The following is a 15,115-nucleotide window of genomic DNA, read 5'->3' as shown; positions in this document are numbered from 1 at the left end:
TTTGTTGTGATTGGATTTTATGCACTTTTTTATACCTTGAGATATGAATAAGTGCATAAAATCATTGTTATTTGTAAGCAAACGGGCTACTAATAATATTCACATCAAAACTGATGTGATAGTATTAGCCATTATTGTTTATTGTCATTTATAAAAGATATGTTTAGTTTGCATCCACAACTTGCTCAAGATACTTTTTTTGTAGGCGATTTTCCGCTTTCAACATGTCGTTTAATGAATGATATGCAATTTCCTTGGTTGATTTTAGTACCACGCGTACCAGGGATCACGGAATTATACGAATTAAGTCAAGCTGACCAAGAACAGTTTTTACGTGAATCAAGTTGGTTATCTAGCCAGTTAGCTCGCGTTTTTCGTGCTGATAAAATGAATGTTGCTGCTTTAGGTAATATGGTTCCTCAATTACATTTTCACCATGTAGTCCGTTATCAAAATGACGTAGCTTGGCCTAAACCAGTGTGGGGTACACCAGCCGTGCCATACACAAGTGATGTTCTGGCTCACATGCGTCAGACCCTTATGCTTGCTTTACGTGGTCAAGGTGATATGCCTTTTGATTGGCGTATGGATTAAATCAATGTCATGCCACATGTGAGTGTGGCAACATTGAAATGTGGAGGATAGGGTGCAATTAGAGAGGTTTATAGATCGGGAACCTAAGCAGTTTGCATATTTTCATCGTTTGATGGGGTATTCAATTCTGTCATTAATTTTAGTGATCTATGCCTTTACCTCACCAGATACTAATTATCAAATCTATATTCCTCCTTTCTTCCTCTTTTTACTTTTTGTTAGTTCTAAATTAGAGCATTGGTTACAATACCAGTTTGATAAGAAAACCCAAAAAAGTGTTTTCTTTGCGATAGATGCAATTGTGGTGGCGGTTACTCTAGCGGGCGTACATCTCAATCTTGTTCCTACATTTATTGCGCTTTTTGCATTATTTTACTCAGCAATTAATAGTCGTATTTCGTTTGCAGTGATTTGTTTAACGAGTTTACTTGGTGCGATTATTTTTTATTTAAGCACTTTTTTCCTATTTGGTTTTCATCCATATTTTGAAGCAACAAGCCAAGAATTAACGGTAATTACTTTACTTGGCTTAGTGATGTTTATAACCATTGGAAATTATTACCAACATCGCTGGGTTAAAAAAATTAGTCAGCAACGTCAGCATTATTATGACCAAATGACACGTTATATCGCTTTTGCTAATCAGTTAAGCCGTTATGCACCATTACAGCTATGGCAGTCAATTATGCGTGGTGAGGCTGAAGCAAAAATCGAATATAAACGTAAAAAAATGACCGTATTCTTTTCTGATATTCAGGGTTTTACTGAATTGTCGGAAACCTTAATTCCAGATGACTTAGCTTTCTTGCTTAATGACTATTTAAGTCATATGACTGAAATTGCGAAGCAATACGAGGCGACTGTCGATAAATTTATGGGAGATGCCATTCTCATATTTTTTGGAGATCCAAATTCGCAAGGTGTTGAACAAGATGCTAAATCTTGTGTGGAAATGGCAATTGCGATGCGTCAGCAAATGAAGCTGCTACGCGAACGTTGGAAAAAGATGGGATATTCAGCCTTACATATCCGTATGGGTATTAGTACAGGTTATTGCCACGTTGGGAACTATGGGGCAACACATCGTATGGCCTATACGATTGTAGGTCGTGATGTAAATTTGGCAGCACGTTTACAATATGCTGCTGAAATCGATGAAATACTTATTTCTGATGATACTTATCAACTCATTAAAAGTGATTTTCTATGTGCACCTAAAACACCAATTTATTTAAAAGGTATTCAAGGTGCAGTAAAAACATGGCAAGTCATGGAAAAATATACAGGGAACAAGTCAGATCATCAGCAATGGTTTGATTATGAATATAAAGGTTTCCATTTAGTATTAAACTTAGAAGAAGTACAAAACTATGAATATCCTGAGTTGGTTGAAGTGCTTGAAAAAATGATTCAACGCATTAAAGTTCAACAAACTTTAATTAATACTCAAGGTGTTGCTCAGCTTAGACTCGAAGATGAAGTTAAGCCAATAAATATTGATCAAGAGCAAGATTCGGTATAAATCATATAAATAAAAAAAGCTGCTTAAGCAGCTTTTTTTACCATTAAATCTTAATGATTTTCTGAAGCATGGTTAATTGTATATTTCGGAATCTCAATTTCAAGATCTTCATCTACAATTTTAACCTGACATGAAAGACGAGAGTCAGGTTCTAATCCCCAAGCACGGTCTAAAAGATCGGCTTCAACATCATTCATTTCTTCTAAGCTATCAAAACCTTTGCGAACAATCACGTGGCAAGTTGTACATGCACAAGACATATCACACGCGTGCTCAATTTTGATACCTTTATTGAGCAGACTTTGGCAAAGATTGGCATTTTGTTCAACCTCAAATTCTGCGCCTTCAGGGCAAATCTGAGCATGAGGAAGTACTTTAATACGTGGCATATTGATCACCTATACCTTTTAGTTTGATTTTGACCAATCGTCGAGCTTCGTGCCCTTTAAGGCATGGTCAATATGTCGATTCATTCGTAATGCTGCAAAAGCGTCACTATGTACTTTAAGCTGTTGAACAGCTTGCTCAATCGCTTGGATATCACTACCTTCAAGTTGAGCTTTTAATGATTCTTTTGCAGAATTGAGTTCTGCAAGCTGCGTTTCATCAAGTAAATCTGCATCTACTTTTAATGCTTGCTCTAGAGCTTCAAGTTCACGTTCTGCTTCAACTTTAGTTTCCTTTAAATGACGAAGATTTTTGTCTTCTTCAGCATGTTGGAAACCTTCAATTAATAAGCGTTCTGTATCTGCTTCAGATAAACCATAAGATGGTTTGATATCGATATGAGCTTGTACACCAGAAGTTGCTTCACGAGCAGAAACGGTGAGTAAGCCATCGGCATCAACTTGGAAAGTGACTTCAATACGTGCTTGACCTGCAGTCATTGGCGGAATGCCATGGAGTACAAATCTACCTAACGAGCGGCAATGTTCAACTAAATCACGTTCACCTTGAACCACATGAATTAACATGGCAGTTTGACCATCTTGGTAGGTCGTGAACTCTTGACGACGTGCAACAGGAATAGCTGTATTACGAGAGATGAGACGTTCAACCAGGCCACCCATTGTCTCTAAACCAAGAGAAAGAGGAGTTACGTCTAGAAGAAGTGAGCCATCTTGGCTATTACCAATTAACTGGTTTGCTGTAATTGAAGCACCGATTGCCACAACTTCATCTGGGTTGATTGTGCAGAGAGGTTCTTGGTCAAAAACTTCACGTACAGCTTTTTGAACTGCATAAGAGCGGGTAGAACCACCTACTAAAACTACATTTTGAATGTCACTTAACTCGAGCTTTGCATCACGCAGTACACGCTTACAAACACTGATCGTTTTATCTAACGCAACTTGAATAATGCTTTCAAATGTAGGTCGGTCTAGAGTAAGAGTTGCATCAAGCAGTTTTAATTCAACAGCATCTTGAGTCGATAATTGCTCTTTAGCTTGACGTGCTGCAACTATAAACACGGCATAGTCTTCATTACTTAATACATCAATATTAAGCTGTTTTTTTGCCCATTTTACAATTAGACGGTCTAAGTCATCACCACCTAAAGCTGTATGACCGCCAGTCGCTAAAACTTCAAATACGCCTTGTGAAAAACGTAGGATTGATACATCAAAAGTACCACCGCCCAAATCGTAAATTACATAATTACGGTCGGTCTCTAAATTACTTTCTTGATCTAATCCATAAGCGACAGCAGCAGCTGTAGGTTCATTTAATAAACGTAATACGTTTAAACCAGCAAGTTGAGCTGCATCGCGAGTTGCTTGACGCTGAGCTTCATCAAAATAAGCAGGAACGGTAATTACAGCACCATTAACAGGATTTTGTAAGCTGTCTTCAGCACGATCTTTTAATTGTTTTAAAATTTCAGCTGAAATTTCTACTGGTGTTTTGCGCCCAGCACGTGTTTCAAAAGCAGGCATTTCATTTTCTGAGCCTACTAATTCATAAGGATGCTGAAACTTAATATCTGCTTTTGAGCGACCCATAAATCGTTTAACAGATACAATTGTATTTTTGGGATCTGCAATAATAAATGGTTTGGCTTCTTCACCATAATGAGTTGTATTTTCCCCATAATGAACGATAGAAGGAAGTAATCTTCTATTTTGGACATCATTGAGTACTTTAGGTTTGCCTGATAACACTGTCGCAACTAATGAGTGTGTTGTTCCTAGGTCAATACCAATCGCAATGCGATGTTGGTGTGGGGCACTGGATTGACCCGGTTCAGCAATTTGCAAAAGTGCCATGAGTTAAATCCCTTGAAAATAAAGTAGAGAAAGCAAAATTAAAAATCATCGTCTAAATCAAAGCTGTCTTCTTCATCTAACAGTTGATCTTCTGCTTTATCAATATCGTTTAAAACACGTTGAAAGAAACGCAACTTACGTACGGTATCACGTGCTTCAGCCCAATCTTCTTCGCTGTAATCAATTTTGAATTCACGAACTAAGCCATCAATCCATTGTTGTACTTCTAATCTTAAAGTACGTAAATGTTCAGGTGTTGTGGCTTCATCAAGTTGTTCACGAAGTTCTAATGCAGATTGTAGAAATTCAAAATCACTAATAGATTGGTCAAGATGATGATCTTGCTTTTTAAGTGCTAAAAGGTAGGCAGCACGACTATCAACTTGTGAAAGCGTTTTAAAAGCTTGATTGATTTCACTTGATTTGATCAATGCTTGATCTTTATCTGCGGCTTTATCTGGATGATATTGTTGTTGCAAACTCAAGAAATTTGATTTTAAGCTTGCCAAATCGATATCGAGTGCCACAGGTAAATTGAACAACTCAAAATGATTCATTAGAAATGGGGTCCACGTTAATTAAATACATTAAAACAGTGCTTTTGAAAGACACTGTTTTAATGAGAAAAAGGAAAGGAGAGGGTTAAACAGTGAAAGACTCACCACAACCACATTCACCCTTTTTATTAGGATTGTTAAATTCGAACCCTTCATTAAGGCCATTTTTAACATAGTCCATTTCTAAGCCTTCTAAGTAAACTAAGCTTTTAGGATCTACAAAAACCTTAACGCCGAATTGTTCGAAAACTTGATCATGCTCATCGATATCGTCTACAAATTCGAGAACATAAGCCAACCCAGAACAACCAGAAGTTTTCACACCAACGCGAATGCCTTCACCCTTACCTCGGTTTTTAAGGTAATTGCTAATATGAGTCGCAGCATTTTCAGTTAAATGAATCATGAAAACTCCAACGTTTATAATGGTAACAAATTAAGCTTTTGACTTTTTACTACGATAATCTTCAATCGCAGCTTTAATTGCATCTTCAGCTAAAACAGAACAGTGAACTTTTACTGGTGGAAGAGCTAACTCAGTTGCAATATCAATGTTTTTGATTGCTTGAGCTTCATCAAGAGTTTTGCCTTTTAACCATTCAGTTACAAGGGAACTTGATGCGATTGCAGAACCACAACCGTAAGTTTTAAAGCGTGCTTCTTCGATTACGCCACTGTCATTTACTTGAATCTGTAAACGCATCACGTCGCCACATGCAGGTGCACCCACCATACCTGTACCAACATTTTCAGAGTTTTTATCTAAAACACCAACATTACGTGGATTTTCGTAATGATCAATTACCTTTTCGCTATAAGCCATTTCGCTTCTCCAAACCTCGGGGTCAGCCTAATATTAATATGAGGGTTAAAACACTAATTTCAATAATTAGTGTTCTGCCCATTCAACTGTAGAAAGATCGATACCTTCTTTGTACATGTCCCAAAGCGGAGAAAGTTCACGTAATTTCTCAACAGCGGCTTTGGTAATTGTAAGCACGTGGTCAATGTCTTCTTCAGTGGTGTATTTACCAAAACTAAAGCGAATTGAGCTATGTGCTAGCTCATCAGATAAACCTAATGCGCGAAGAACATATGAAGGCTCTAAAGTTGCAGAAGTACAAGCTGAACCACTTGATACAGCAGCATCTTTAAGCGACATCATTAAAGATTCACCTTCAACAAAGTTAAAGCTGACATTTAAATAGTTAGCAACGTTTTGAGTAGGGTGACCATTTAGGAACACTTGTTCAAGGTCTTGTAAGCCGTTCCAAAGTTTGTCACGAAGTTTACGAATACGCTCTTGTTCTGCATGCATTGTTTTGCCTGCAATTTCAAAAGCTTCACCCATACCAACGATTTGATGAGTTGCCAAAGTACCAGAACGCATACCACGCTCATGACCACCACCATGAATTTGTGCTTTTAAGCGAACACGTGGACTACGACGTACATATAATGCGCCGATGCCTTTTGGACCATAAATTTTATGAGCAGAGAAACTCATAAGATCAATTTTCATAGTAGATAAGTCGATATCAACTTTACCAGCTGCTTGCGCTGCATCTACATGGAAAAATGTTTTGTTGGCACGTGTTAATTCACCAATCGCCGCTACATCTGTAACTGTACCAATTTCATTGTTTACCATCATAAGGGAAACAAGAATAGTATCTGGGCGAAGGGCAGCCTTAACCATCTCAGGAGTAATTAAACCTGTTTGTGGCTCTGGCTCTAGGTAAGTAATTTCAAAACCTTGTTCTTCTAATTCACGACAAGGATCTAGAACGGCTTTATGTTCAATTTTACTTGTAATGATGTGTTTGCCTTTAGATGCATAGAATTGAGCTACACCTTTAAGAGCAAGGTTGTCTGACTCAGTTGCACCAGAAGTCCAAACGATTTCACGTGGATCAGCTTTAATTAAATTTGCGACTTGCTCACGTGCATATTCAACTTTTTCTTCTGCCTGCCAGCCGTAAGCGTGGGAACGAGATGCAGCATTACCAAAGGTACCGTCGAAAGTTAAACACTCCATCATACGTTCTGCAACTTGCGGATCTACTGGAGTGGTTGCTGCGTAATCAAGATAAATTGGACGTTTCATATCAAATACCTGTACCCGATAAAAGAGCTGAATCTATGCCAGTCACATTTTGGCGTAGTGCAACAGTTTGAACGTTGTCTCGGCTAATGAGGTCGGCAAGTGTGATTTTGGCTAAATAGTCGGCAATATGATGAGAGAGTTCTTGCCATAAATCGTGAGTAAGACACATTGCACCATTTTGGCAGTTGCCTTTGTGGTCACAACGTGTTGCGTCAACAGTTTCATTTACGGCTTCAATGATTTCTAACACAGTAATTTCATCAGCGTTTCGAGCCAAATGGTAACCACCATTTGCACCGCGAACACTAGAAACTAACCCATGACGCTTAAGTTTTGCGAACAACTGCTCTAAATAAGCAACTGAAATAGATTGACGTGCGGCAATTTCGGCGAGCGTGATCGTTTGTTCAGTTGGCTGCAAAGCTAAATCAAGTAGAGCAGTCACTGCGTAGCGACCGCGAGTTGTAAGGCGCATGATTCGATACACATGTTAAGACTAGATAATAGGATTTTATGAATCCCGACTAAAATAGTCAAGTTTTTTTATTTTTAATTCAAGTGCAGGATCAAGATAGAAAAAATAAGTTAGGCCACCCACAAATTATATATGAAATAAGCAATAAATATTAGGCTAATTATACCAAAGCACAAGTTAATGTTGCGTTGACGCTGTTGTAAACGTGCAATTCGATTTTGATATTGTTTAATTTCGACATGCAACGAATTTATCTCTGAACGTTGTTGATCGATTTTTTCAAGTAATGGGGCAATTCTTTTGCGTGAAGCAAGGGCTTCGGCTTCATCATCCGGTTTGTTGAACCATTGTTTCCAATCTGCAAGAAGCTTAGGTAAAGTAAGATGTGAAATTAAATCGATAAGTTCTTTTTTAGTTTCTGCATCACCATCAATTCGCATGTTGTTTAAACTGCGTTGATTTGAGAAGGCAAAAATTTTGATAAGATCGATGAGGGTACTATTGATTTCTAGATCAATACGACGATCATATGAATGAATATCAAATAGCAGTCCTTTTTCCGTAAATTGCACATAAAAGTCAAAAAATGGCAAATAGCTATTAATACGGATTGTTATTTTGTTGGCGATAAATTTTTTCGCTTGCAAGCGAAGAACACCATCGTGGGTGAGAATAAATGAGAAAAAAGTTTCTAAAATAATTAGAACAATATTCAGCAACAGACGTGGATGTTTTTGTCTTTGTTGCGTTTCACTCATAAAAGTTTATCCTTAAATATTAGAGATTAATTGAGAGAATGAGACATCCTATCTCAAACTTAACACAATGTCCTGTTAAATATATTTACATGACATGATTGTTTTGTAGAACAGTTTCATAAATGTATCAAGTCTTGACTTTGTTATTATAAGAATATTTTGTGGTTAAATAAGACTTCGTCTGTCTCATCCGATCAGGAGCTTAGATCAATGGATAATGCAAATATAGAAACACAAGCAGAAGATCAAGGAGAAAAAAATAAATTAAAATCAAAAAGTTCTAGGAAATCTGCATTAGATTTTAGGAAGTATACCAAACAAATCTGGTTAGCGGGTTTAGGTGCTTTTTCTCGTGCAGAAGAAGAAGGCAATAAACTATTTGACTCTCTAGTCAAAGTAGGTGAAGAGCTCGAGTCTAAAACTGGTGATTTAGCCGATACAACTGTTGGTAAAGTAACCGAAAAAGCGAAAGAGTCAGTGTCTGATACAAAAGACAAGGTCGAAAAAATTTTAGATACGAGTGTAAACCACTCTTTAAATCGAATTGGTTTGGTTACTCCTAAGGACTTGCAGCACATTGAACAACTCCTAGTTCAACTACATATAAAGGTAGATGCTTTAATTGAAGAAAATCAGAAATTGAAGGCAAAATTGAATGAAAAGTAAAAAAATGTAGGGATTTAGCAAATATATAACAGTTTTTTAGCATTTATTTTTGCTAAAAGCTCTGCTCTAGTATTGCGTTTTCCCCCAAAGCATTGCTATAAAGGCGTCATGGCCTTTTAAACTATAGCCTTGGACCTTAAACAAACGATATTAAGAGGATGTTTTATTCATGAATAAATCAGAATTAATCGATGCAATTGCTGAAAAAGGGGGAGTATCTAAGACTGATGCAGGCAAGGCACTCGATGCGACAATTGCGTCAATTACTGAAGCACTTAAAAAAGGTGACACAGTAACTTTAGTTGGTTTTGGTACTTTCAGTGTTAAAGAACGTGCTGCACGTACTGGTCGTAACCCTAAAACTGGCGAAGAGCTTCAAATTAAAGCAACAAAAGTACCTAGCTTTAAAGCTGGTAAAGGTCTTAAAGATTCAGTTGCTTAATCTTTTAAGATGATTAAACGCGCCGATATAGGCGCGTTTTTTATTAAATATCTGAATTGACCAATATTGCTCATTCATTCATTGTGGTTTTTCAGTTAAAATTCTCCTCGAAATAAAATATTGGAATACTTATGGAATCGTTTCGTACAGTCATTAAGGGTTGGCTCGGCAAAGTCCTTTTAATTTTGTTTTTGACCCCTTTAGCGCTTGTAGGTATTAATGGATATTTTAATAGGGGAAACAAGGCAGATGTCGCAAAAACTGTAAATGGACAGGACATATCAAAAAAAGACCTTGAAACTTTAACGCAAAGGTATAAAGAACAATATTTAGCTGCTGTAAAGGGTGATGAAAGTTTATTGAATTTACCGGTAATTCAAGCAAAAGCACTTGATATATTGGTATCTCGTAATTTACTTATTCAGCAAGCTGAAAAACTGGGTATTTCTTTGAGCGATGCTCAAATCGAGCAAATGTTAGCTCAGCAGCCAAGTTTGCAAGAAAATGGCCAGTTTTCACAAAAATTATATGAAAATTATTTGCGTTCGATTGGTATGACAAGCCAAGCTTTAATTGCGAGCTTGCGTCAAGATCACGCTTTAAAAATGTTGACTTCAACTTTTTCAGATTATTCTTTAGTAAGTAAAGTTGATTTAATGCAAATTGCGAATTTGCAAACTGAACAACGTACATTACATTTAGCTAGTATTAAATTAGACACTTATAAAACTGGTTTAACAGCCTCTAATCAAGAAGCTACTGACTACTACAACAAACATCAAAATGAGTTTAAACAGCCTGCTTCTGTTGATGTAGATTATGTTGTTTTATCTCCGTCTTTAATGGCGAAACCTGCGCCTGCAACAGATGCTGAGCTTAAACAAGCTTATGCGAAGTTTGTAGAAACTCAGCAAAAAGATGCTAAACGTGTAGTGAAGCATATTCTTATTACGACAGATGCTCGTGATGATGCAGCAGCTCAAAAGCTCGCTAAAGATGTATACGCAAAAATTCAAGGCGGTCTTTCATTTGCTCAAGCAGCAGCTCAGTTCTCAGAAGATCCAACTTCAAAAGCGAAAGGCGGTTTAGTTGAGGCTTATGCACCTGGCGTTTTCTCTGATGCATTTGATAAAACTGTTTTAAGTTTGAAAAATGGTCAAGTTTCACAGCCAGTAAAAACACAATATGGCTATCATATTATTGAAGCAGAAACCCCAGCGACTCAAATTCCTTCATTTGAAGCTGAGAAGGCGCGTTTAACTGCTGAAGTTGAAAAGAATAAAGTTGCTACTGTTTATTCAGATACTGTAAATAGTTTGAATGAAACAATTGTTGGTAATGACTCTTTAGATGCAGTTGTACAGCAAGTTAAAGGGACTAAAATTGAATCATTAAATGGTGTAACTTTAGCGACTCAAAATCCACAACTAAGTGATCCAAACGTAAAAATTAAATTGTTTAATGATGATGTGAAAAATGGCGATCGTAATGCTTCATCAAATATTCAATTAGCGAATGGTGATACAGTTTGGATTAAAGTACGTGATTATCATGCTGCTGGTGTTAAACCAATTGCTCAAGCGATGAATGAAGCAAAAGCTAAAGTGATCGATGAAAAAGCACGTAAAGCAGCTCAAGCTAAAATTGCAACAATGTTGACTGAATTCAAAACTCAGCCAGCTGAACAAGTTGTTGCGAAAAATAATGTGCCTTTTGAATCTGCTGGTGTCTTTACTCGTTCACAAGGTTTGAAACGTGCAATTGAGCGTGCAGCATTTAGTGTTCCTACGCCAAAACCAGGTATGTGGTCTGTTACAACAGCGAACTTACCAAATGAATTAGTCGTTGTTGCTGTTTCTAATGTAAATTCAGCTGCCGTAAACGCTATGCCAGCCGATCAGTTGAAGCAATTACAACAGCTTTATCGCCAATCTCGCGGTCAGCAAATACTCGAAGATTACAGCGAATACTTAAAGTCACACGCTAAAATTAAATAAAACTTATGTAATAAAAAAAGCGCTTCGGCGCTTTTTTTATTACTGATCAAGATTACTGCCAATATAATTTTGTCTATATTGTTTAGGCGATAAATCAAATACTCTTTTAAATGCCTGACTAAATGCTGTTTCTGACGAATAGCCCACTTTATTTGAGATTTGTTGAATTGATAAATTACTTGTACGTAGATATTGGCTCGCTAAACGAAAGCGATAATGCTGTAAATAAGTAAGGGGAGGTTCCCCAATAATACTATTAAAAAGATTGGCAAACTTAGAACGTGACATGCAGCATTGTTCAGCTAATGATTCAACAGTCCAGCTTGCTTCAGGTTGGCTATGAATTGCAGATAGTGCATTACTTAACTCAGGATGAGTTAATGCTCCTAACCAGTTTTGTTGGTCAGACATTTGTTGAATATGATCTCGAATACATTCAATTAAAAGAATACTAACTAAGTGATCAATAATTTTGTCATGACCGGGTTGAATTTTTTGTGTTTCGACAGCAAGAAAATAAAGTCCTATTTGCAACCATTCAGGTGGAGTCGTTTGGTTCACATGCTGAATATGCATAATAGAGGGTAATGCATTAATAAGTGGCCCAGCCATATACGTATCAACTTGACAGCGTAGGCAGAGCAATAATGTATTTTCAGATGCTGATGAACCTAGTTCAATTGGATCATGACGATGCCCATTAAATAACGGAGTAATATCGACAGGATCTACAAGTTTACTCGCAGTAGCTTTTGAGTCTGTAGCATGGTGAGCTTTTCCAGAGGGTATTAAAATAATATCTCCAGCTGTTGCTGTTATTTTTTCTGAAGCATTTATGTGAATATATACAGAACCCGTTAAAACGATATAAGCAAGTAAAGCAGATTGATCTTGTGTTTTAAAGGCCCATTCACCTTGTGCTTTTATATAGATATATTCAGACTTATTTAAGTGGATATCATCAAAAAATTTACTTAGTGCATCCATATTTACGTGATCAATCATTATTTTAATAAAATTATAGTGAGCTATAAGAATAGATCAACATGTGTTTTTAGGACAAAAAAGTGGAAGAAAATGCCAAAGACTTTGAAATAGGTTTTTTGGACGGTTACAACTGTTAAGCAAATGGTATTTCTTTAACTATATAGATATATAGAAAAAGGAAATATGACTATGAATGCACCAGTAAATGTTCAGCAAGAACTTATGCCAGTGCCAGCGTCTATGCGTGAGATAGATCGTAAGCGCTATTTATGGATGATTAGTCCGGCTCTACCTGTAATTGGTTTAGGTATTTTAGCTGGTTACCATTTTGGTCCACGCCCATTAAAGAAAGTATTTGCTTTAGGTGGCCCACTTTTATTACACGTTGTGATTCCTGCAATTGATACGATCATTGGTAAAGATGCACGTAATCCAACCGATGAAGAAATTAAACTTCTTGAAAAAGACCCGTATTATTCACGTTTGGTGAAGAGCTTTATCCCATTACAATATGCAGCAAATGTTTATGCATGTTATTTAACAAGCCGTAAAACTACTTCATTTATTGATAAAATTTTGCTTGGTATTTCAATGGGTGCAATTAATGGTATTGCAATTAATACAGCCCATGAATTAAGCCATAAACATGATCGTATCGACCATATTTTATCTCATCTTGCTTTAGTACCTACTGGTTATAACCATTTCCGTATTGAGCATCCATATGGTCACCATAAACGTGCGGCAACGCCTGAAGACCCAGCATCTTCACGTATGGGTGAAACATTCTATGAATTTTGGCCACGTACAGTGATTGGTTCTTTCAAGTCAGCAATTGAAATTGAGAAAAACCGTCTAAAACGTAAAGGTAAAGAGTTCTGGTCACTTGATAACGAGTTGTTGCAAGGCTGGGGTATGAGTGCTGCTTTCCATGCTTCTATGGTCGGCATTTTTGGTAAAGGCACAATTCCTTATTTAGCAACACAAGCATTTTACGGTATTAGTCTATTCGAAATTATTAACTACATTGAGCATTATGGTTTATTGCGCCAGAAAAAAGAAAATGGTCAATATGAACGTACAATGCCAGAGCATAGCTGGAATAATAACAACGTAGTGACAAACTTGTTCTTATATCAGTTACAACGTCACTCAGACCATCATGCTTATCCAACTCGTCCATTCCAGGCACTGCGTCATTTTGATGAAGCACCTGAGTTACCAAGTGGTTATGCAAGTATGTTGCTACCAGCACTGATTCCTTCACTGTGGTTTAAAATGATGGACAAGCGTGTATTTGATCACTACAAAGGTGATTTAAATAAAGCAAATATTTCACCAAAGCGTCGTGCAAAAATCTTTAAAAAATTCGGAGTAGTTGATAAGTCATTAGAAGTTACACCAGCTAAATAAATAAAAAATATATTCCTGAAATACCAAACCCTCTAATCAGGTGATTAGAGGGTTTTTATTTTGCATATAGATGGTAGTACTAAACAGCAAGGGAATTTAAACTCCCTTGCAATGCTCTTATTTTAATTCACTTGAAGATTTACCAAGCTCGCGTCGAGCAATAATAAGTTGCTGGATTTGTTGAGTACCTTCAAAAATATCGAGAATTTTTGAGTCACGTGCCCATTTTTCAAGTAATTCATCCTCGTTATAGCCAACACTTGCTGCTAACTCGACACACTTCAAAGTGATTTCATTACCTACACGACCTGCTTTTGCTTTGGCGATGGAAGCTTCTTTTGAGTTCGGTTTCTTGTTGTCAGCCATCCATGTTGCTTTCAGCATAAGTAACCGTGCTGCTTCCCATTCGGCTTCCATACGGTAAATTTGTGCCGCAAGATTAGAGGTCTGCAAATATGGAGTTGAGTAATCTGGATCTAACTGGTCTTTAAAAATTTCTTTAATACGTTCTAAAGAAGCCTTTGCACAGCCGATGGCCATAGCAGCGACCAGTGGGCGTGTATTATCAAAAGTTTCCATTACACCTGCGAAACCTTTAGCAACGTCTACTTCAGCATTACCTAAAAGATTTTCAGCTGGCACACGACAGTCAGTAAAACTAATAACTGCTGTATCAGAAGCTTTAATTCCCAATTTGTGTTCAAGGCGCTCAACCTTCATTCCAGGTGTGCCTTTAGGTACGACAAATGACTTGATTGCTGCACGTCCAAGTTTTCGGTCGAGGGTAGCCCACACGACCACAGAGTCTGCACGTTCACCAGAGGTTACGAAAATCTTTTCACCATTTAAAATATAGTCATTGCCATCTTTAGTTGCTGTAGTGCGGATAGCAGCAGAGTCTGAACCACAGCCGGGTTCAGTAATGGCCATAGCAGCCCAAGTACCTTTAAAACGTTCTAGTTGCTCATCATTTGCAACTGCAGCAATTGCAGAATTCCCTAAACCTTGACGTGGCATGCTGAGCAATAAACCCGTATCGCCATAACACATTTCAATGATGCCAAGTGCTGTCGACATGTTGGTGCCATTACGGACACCTTCATTATCAGTTTCACCACGTTTACCTGCACCGGCAGCACCTGCATTAATTCCTTCACCACCTTCATTCATGCCATCAATGAGTGAAGCGAGCATATCAAGTTCTTTTGGATAAGCATGTTCTGCTTTATCATATTTACGAGAAATAGGGCGTAAAACATTGATCGCAACATCATGTGCTTGATCAATCATCATTTTGAATTTTTTTGGATTTTGTAAATTCATGAAAATA

General features: G+C 37.3%; 16 protein-coding genes. 6 read left to right on the top strand and 10 right to left on the bottom strand.

The genetic code is table 11. The features are described from left to right. The first annotated feature begins 159 nt into the window (after positions 1–159). Positions 160–594 carry an HIT domain-containing protein gene (locus ACIF8R_RS04080; protein WP_004701924.1) on the top strand — a complete coding sequence of 145 codons (435 nt, stop codon included), beginning with the start codon at positions 160–162 and terminating at the stop codon, positions 592–594. A gap of 52 nt (positions 595–646) precedes the next feature. Beyond that, positions 647–2,116 (top strand): adenylate/guanylate cyclase domain-containing protein, encoded by a 1,470-nt coding sequence (locus tag ACIF8R_RS04075; protein WP_396463214.1) that lies wholly within the window; start codon positions 647–649, stop codon positions 2,114–2,116. A gap of 50 nt (positions 2,117–2,166) precedes the next feature. Here the strand turns inward: ACIF8R_RS04075 and fdx are convergent, their stop codons facing one another. From fdx to ACIF8R_RS04035, 8 genes are all read right to left on the bottom strand, one after another. Beyond that, entirely contained in the window at positions 2,167–2,505 is a 339-nt protein-coding gene (gene fdx, locus ACIF8R_RS04070) for an ISC system 2Fe-2S type ferredoxin (RefSeq protein WP_002049779.1), read from the bottom strand. Positions 2,506–2,523: 18 nt separating this feature from the next. Beyond that, on the bottom strand, positions 2,524–4,383 hold the full coding sequence (hscA, locus tag ACIF8R_RS04065) for a Fe-S protein assembly chaperone HscA (protein WP_396479237.1): 1,860 nt from the start codon (positions 4,381–4,383) through the stop codon (positions 2,524–2,526). A gap of 38 nt (positions 4,384–4,421) precedes the next feature. After that, positions 4,422–4,940, bottom strand: coding sequence for a Fe-S protein assembly co-chaperone HscB (gene hscB / locus ACIF8R_RS04060; RefSeq protein WP_151793645.1), 519 nt, complete (start codon positions 4,938–4,940; stop codon positions 4,422–4,424). Positions 4,941–5,025: 85 nt separating this feature from the next. Next, a complete protein-coding gene (gene iscA / locus ACIF8R_RS04055) occupies positions 5,026–5,346 on the bottom strand; it encodes an iron-sulfur cluster assembly protein IscA (protein WP_002050042.1) in 321 nt (106 codons plus the stop codon). Positions 5,347–5,376: 30 nt separating this feature from the next. Then, positions 5,377–5,763, bottom strand: a complete 387-nt coding sequence (iscU, locus tag ACIF8R_RS04050; RefSeq protein WP_002049835.1) for a Fe-S cluster assembly scaffold IscU — start codon at positions 5,761–5,763, stop codon at positions 5,377–5,379. A gap of 66 nt (positions 5,764–5,829) precedes the next feature. Further along, a complete protein-coding gene (locus ACIF8R_RS04045) occupies positions 5,830–7,047 on the bottom strand; it encodes an IscS subfamily cysteine desulfurase (RefSeq protein ID WP_002050229.1) in 1,218 nt (405 codons plus the stop codon). A gap of 1 nt (position 7,048) precedes the next feature. Beyond that, positions 7,049–7,522 carry an Rrf2 family transcriptional regulator gene (locus tag ACIF8R_RS04040; protein ID WP_004701912.1) on the bottom strand — a complete coding sequence of 158 codons (474 nt, stop codon included), beginning with the start codon at positions 7,520–7,522 and terminating at the stop codon, positions 7,049–7,051. 110 nt (positions 7,523–7,632) lie between these two features. Next, the gene (locus ACIF8R_RS04035) at positions 7,633–8,280 is read right to left on the bottom strand and encodes a hypothetical protein (RefSeq protein ID WP_396479235.1); all 648 of its coding nucleotides are present in this window, start codon (positions 8,278–8,280) and stop codon (positions 7,633–7,635) included. Positions 8,281–8,490: 210 nt separating this feature from the next. Between ACIF8R_RS04035 and ACIF8R_RS04030 the strand changes: the two genes are divergently transcribed. The 3 genes from ACIF8R_RS04030 (at position 8,491) to ACIF8R_RS04020 (ending at position 11,385) form a co-directional block, all read left to right on the top strand. Beyond that, the gene (locus tag ACIF8R_RS04030; protein ID WP_304400635.1) at positions 8,491–8,946 is read left to right on the top strand and encodes a phasin family protein; all 456 of its coding nucleotides are present in this window, start codon (positions 8,491–8,493) and stop codon (positions 8,944–8,946) included. Between the two features lie 169 nt (positions 8,947–9,115). Beyond that, entirely contained in the window at positions 9,116–9,388 is a 273-nt protein-coding gene (locus ACIF8R_RS04025) for an HU family DNA-binding protein (protein ID WP_001043034.1), read from the top strand. A gap of 131 nt (positions 9,389–9,519) precedes the next feature. After that, entirely contained in the window at positions 9,520–11,385 is a 1,866-nt protein-coding gene (locus ACIF8R_RS04020; protein ID WP_396479233.1) for a SurA N-terminal domain-containing protein, read from the top strand. Between the two features lie 39 nt (positions 11,386–11,424). Here ACIF8R_RS04020 and ACIF8R_RS04015 read toward each other — a convergent pair whose 3' ends face one another. Continuing rightward, complete coding sequence (locus ACIF8R_RS04015; protein ID WP_396479232.1) at positions 11,425–12,390, bottom strand: AraC family transcriptional regulator; 966 nt, start codon at positions 12,388–12,390, stop codon at positions 11,425–11,427. Positions 12,391–12,561: 171 nt separating this feature from the next. On the opposite strand from ACIF8R_RS04015, the gene ACIF8R_RS04010 reads away from it, so the two are divergent. Continuing rightward, a complete protein-coding gene (locus ACIF8R_RS04010; RefSeq protein WP_396479230.1) occupies positions 12,562–13,785 on the top strand; it encodes an alkane 1-monooxygenase in 1,224 nt (407 codons plus the stop codon). A 117-nt stretch (positions 13,786–13,902) separates the two neighbouring features. Here the strand turns inward: ACIF8R_RS04010 and ACIF8R_RS04005 are convergent, their stop codons facing one another. Then, positions 13,903–15,108, bottom strand: coding sequence for an acyl-CoA dehydrogenase family protein (locus ACIF8R_RS04005; protein ID WP_001053241.1), 1,206 nt, complete (start codon positions 15,106–15,108; stop codon positions 13,903–13,905). Between the last annotated feature and the right edge of the window lie 7 nt (positions 15,109–15,115).

Source organism: Acinetobacter sp. ABJ_C4_1 (genome assembly GCF_044538495.1).
Classification (GTDB): Bacteria; Pseudomonadota; Gammaproteobacteria; order Pseudomonadales; family Moraxellaceae; genus Acinetobacter; species Acinetobacter nosocomialis_A.
This window is presented reverse-complemented; position numbering and strand designations above follow the sequence as displayed.